Source organism: Dietzia sp. DQ11-44 (assembly GCF_014145205.1).
Lineage (GTDB): Bacteria > Actinomycetota > Actinomycetes > Mycobacteriales > Mycobacteriaceae > Dietzia > Dietzia natronolimnaea.
The window spans coordinates 1-3,285 of record NZ_JAALEC010000062.1 but is presented as its reverse complement, the minus strand read 5'-3'; the positions used below and the strand labels follow the sequence as shown (position 1 = coordinate 3,285).

Genomic DNA, 3,285 nt, shown 5'->3' with positions numbered 1-3,285 from the left:
GGCGGGTGAAGTCGATCTGGCGTCCCGCGTTGGACACCGCCACCACGGTTCCGGTGCCGAACACGCCGTCGCGGTCGAACAGCGAGGCGCTGCCCACCGCCACCCCGGCGTCGCTGAGGTGCTCGTCGGCCTCGATGCCGATGTCGCCCGACCGGGGCAGGCGGGCCAGCGCCACGGTGAGATCGGCGTTGATGAAGCCGATGCCCTCGTCGCCCCAGTGGGACATGAGGCTGGTGGACTCGGCCAGGGTCACGGCCCGCTGGAACGGGGTCGCGTCCTCACCGGCCACCACGTCCAGCGGGTGCAGCCAGAACCGCTTGCGCCGGTCGTTCTGGTGCGCGCTCATGTCGCGACTCCACGCCTCCCCCTCGTCGCCGCTGCCGAAGAAGACGTTCGACCCCGGCCGGTTCTCGGTGGGGTCCGCCTCCGGCGGGGCCCCCACCCGTCGTCCCGAGCGCCACACATTTCCCGGTGGCTGCTCGCCGCGGCGCAACTGCACGAGGGTGCCGCGGGCCACCAGCTTTCCGCCCTGGAGCATGCGGACGTCCGCGACCCGGATGCGGTTGCCGGCCCGGACCTCCTCCGTCACCGCGACCAACGGCTCGGTGCGGACAGGCGCGAAGAGGTCCACGGTGAGCCGGGCGGGCTGGAACCCCTCCGCCCCGTGCTCGGCCTCGAGCGCACGGGCCGATGCCACCACGACCGCGGGCCCGTTGACCATGGTCTCCGACCAGGCGCTGCGCGCGTACCTGGTGGGGATGTACGCCCCCGACTCGTCGAGGGTGAAGAACGAACGCTCGCTCATGAGGTCAGCCCACCATTCCGATAGAAGAGGTTGCGGGTCCGGCGGCTGAGGCCGGGCGGGCGCCGCCGGCGGCGGCCCAGGACCGCAGGATGGCCGCGAGCTGCGTCTCGAAGTACTGCTCGGCGCTCGGCGACTCCCGCCACACACTGAGTTCCAACGACACGACACCGTGCAGCGACGCCCAGATCGCGGTGGCCGCCTCGTGCACGTCCGTGGCCCGGAAGACCCCCTCGTCCACCAACGCGTCGACGATCTCCAGCAGCGGTTCCCTCCACTGCGGGTCGTGCGACTGCGGGTCGCGGCGGTCGGCGCCGACGCGGGGTGAGCGGACGGGCTCCCCCACCACGAGCGCGTACAGCCCCTGGTTTTCCAGCGCCCACCGGCGGTAGGCGCGGCAGAGGGAGCGCATGTCGGTCTCGACACTGTCGTGACGCAGCGACTCCCGCAGCGCGTCGGCGAGCATGCGATCCGCCTCCTCCGCGACCGCGGCGAGCAAGCCGGACTTGCCCCCGAACATCGTGTAGATGGCCGTGGTGGAGGTGCCCTGCGAGGCGGCCAGCGGCCGCAGTCCGAGCTGCTCCGGCGCCGCTCCCCGGAGCTTGCGCGTGGCCTCCCTCAGGATCCCCAGCCGGAGGGCCTCGTCGTACTGGGCGTGGGGTGGGGCGCCGGTGGTCGCGCGGGAGGGGGAACGGGTCACCCGGGCAGGGTACGACGACGACGTCGCCATCGCGTCACAACGCCGTGGCGTGTCCAGCGGAACGGTGTCATCCCACCGCCATCACACGGGACTCCCGGCCCCCACGCGGGGCGCGGTGGACGGGAGTGACAACGGTGTCCCAGCTGCCGTGACGGCGTTGCCGGGGATCTACGCTGGAGCCCATGCCCACACTGAGCCGTCACGAGTCCGTCTTCGTCCTCCGCTTCTCCGAGCCGGAGAACCCCGCGGACGCCCCGGACAACGCCTTCTCCCCCGACTTCCTGGACTCCCTCGATGCCGCCTTCGACGAGGTCGAGGCGTCCGAGGGGCCGGCGGCCCTGGTCACGACCGGGGCGGGGAAGTTCTACTCCAACGGTCTCGACCTGTCGGTGGTCGCCTCCGATCCCGCCGGCCTGCCCGCCTATGTCTCGCGGGCCCAGCGGGTGTTCGCCCGGGTCCTGCGGCTCGAGCTACCCACGGTGGCCGCGGTCAACGGGCACGCGTTCGGAGCCGGGGCGATGCTGGCCCTGTCCCACGACCACCGCGTCATGCGAGCCGACCGCGGATTCTGGAACCTGCCCGAAGCGCAGCTGGGGATGCCGTTCCCTCCGGGGATGAACGCGCTCATCACCACCCGGCTGCCCCACACGGTGGCGAGCACGGCCATGCTCACCTCCAAGCGCTATGCGGCGGACGAGGCGATCGCGGCCGGGATAGCCCATGAGGCGGCCGAGGTGGACGCGGTGCTCGACCGCGCGATGACGGTCGCGGCGGAGATGGCTCCGCTCCGGAGTGCCAACTACGCCGGAATCCGTGCAGGACTCGTCGCCGGCGCTCTCTCGCACCTGGATGAGCCGATCACGCGACTCTGAGCGAACTATCCGGCGGACAATTCCCGCGGCTCGACGGCGGTGATGTCGCGACTTCCGTCCGCCAACCGGTGCTACATGCCAATACACGGAAGGGCCCGCACCCCGTCTCCCGGGGATGCGGGCCCTCGCGCGTGCGATCAGTTGGCGGCGGCGTACGCCTCCATCACGTCGGCCGGGATGCGGCCGCGATCAGAGACCTCGAAGCCGTTTTCCCGCGCCCATTCGCGAATGGCCTTGGTATCGCCCGAGCCGGACTTGGCGGCGGCCTTGCGCGCCGGCCTGCTCTTGCTTCCGGTCACGCGGTGACCTGCGTCGATGTACGGGGCCATCACCTCACGGAAGGCGTCGGCATTCTCGTCGCTCAGGTCGATGGAGTATTCCTTGCCCTCGAAGGCGAACGAGATGGAATTGGCCTCTTCGCCCAGTTCCGTTCCGTCGATGTCATCGATGTACCTGACCTGGAATTGCTGAGCCATTGATTCTCCTAGCTAGGTGCGACCACTACTACACAACAGTATGCACCAGCACCGGGAAATTATGCCCGGTCACATTTGCCGGCCATTCTCGATAAGTGATCCGTTTATTATGGGATCGAGAACAGTCGGGCCGGTCAGCGGATTAAATCCGTCGAATTCTCCAGGTATAACCGGACAATCAGATCGACTATCTCCGGGTTCGCGCCGAGCGGCGGTGAGGTCACGTCCGCGCCGGCCGCCGCGATCCGGTCCGCGAAGAACCCGGGCGCCAGCAGGTGGGTCGCCACGGCCACCCGGCGATGACCCCGCTCCCTGAACCCGGTGATCGCGTCGGCGACGGTCGGAGTGGCCGCGGAGGCGAACCCGGCGGACACCGGTACCCCGAGGACCCTCTCGAGGGCCGAGGCCAGGGCCCGCGTCTCGGCCTGCGAGGAC

Annotated in this window: 5 protein-coding genes; 1 reads left to right on the top strand and 4 read right to left on the bottom strand. The window is 70.1% G+C overall.

Going from position 1 to position 3,285, the window contains the following annotated elements:
- The coding region (locus G6018_RS01895) for an acyl-CoA thioesterase domain-containing protein (protein ID WP_182638576.1) at nucleotides 1-805 on the bottom strand (805 nt) is incomplete at its 3' end.
- A 4-nt stretch (nucleotides 806-809) separates the two neighbouring features.
- Nucleotides 810-1,502 (bottom strand): TetR-like C-terminal domain-containing protein, encoded by a 693-nt coding sequence (locus tag G6018_RS01890; RefSeq protein WP_347237766.1) that lies wholly within the window; start codon nucleotides 1,500-1,502, stop codon nucleotides 810-812.
- A gap of 182 nt (nucleotides 1,503-1,684) precedes the next feature.
- On the opposite strand from G6018_RS01890, the gene G6018_RS01885 reads away from it, so the two are divergent.
- A complete protein-coding gene (locus G6018_RS01885) occupies nucleotides 1,685-2,374 on the top strand; it encodes an enoyl-CoA hydratase/isomerase family protein (RefSeq protein ID WP_182638574.1) in 690 nt (229 codons plus the stop codon).
- 137 nt (nucleotides 2,375-2,511) lie between these two features.
- Here G6018_RS01885 and G6018_RS01880 read toward each other — a convergent pair whose 3' ends face one another.
- Nucleotides 2,512-2,850, bottom strand: coding sequence for an Lsr2 family protein (locus tag G6018_RS01880; protein WP_182609511.1), 339 nt, complete (start codon nucleotides 2,848-2,850; stop codon nucleotides 2,512-2,514).
- A gap of 134 nt (nucleotides 2,851-2,984) precedes the next feature.
- Nucleotides 2,985-3,285 (bottom strand): CbiX/SirB N-terminal domain-containing protein (locus G6018_RS01875; RefSeq protein ID WP_277817747.1); only part of this gene is annotated, 301 nt, incomplete at its 5' end.

Coding starts and splice junctions, on each gene's coding strand:
- G6018_RS01885 (WP_182638574.1), top strand. CDS start 1,685: ATGCCCACACTGAGCCGTCACGAGTCCGTCTTCGTCCTCCGCTTCTCC.
- G6018_RS01880 (WP_182609511.1), bottom strand. CDS start 2,850: ATGGCTCAGCAATTCCAGGTCAGGTACATCGATGACATCGACGGAACG.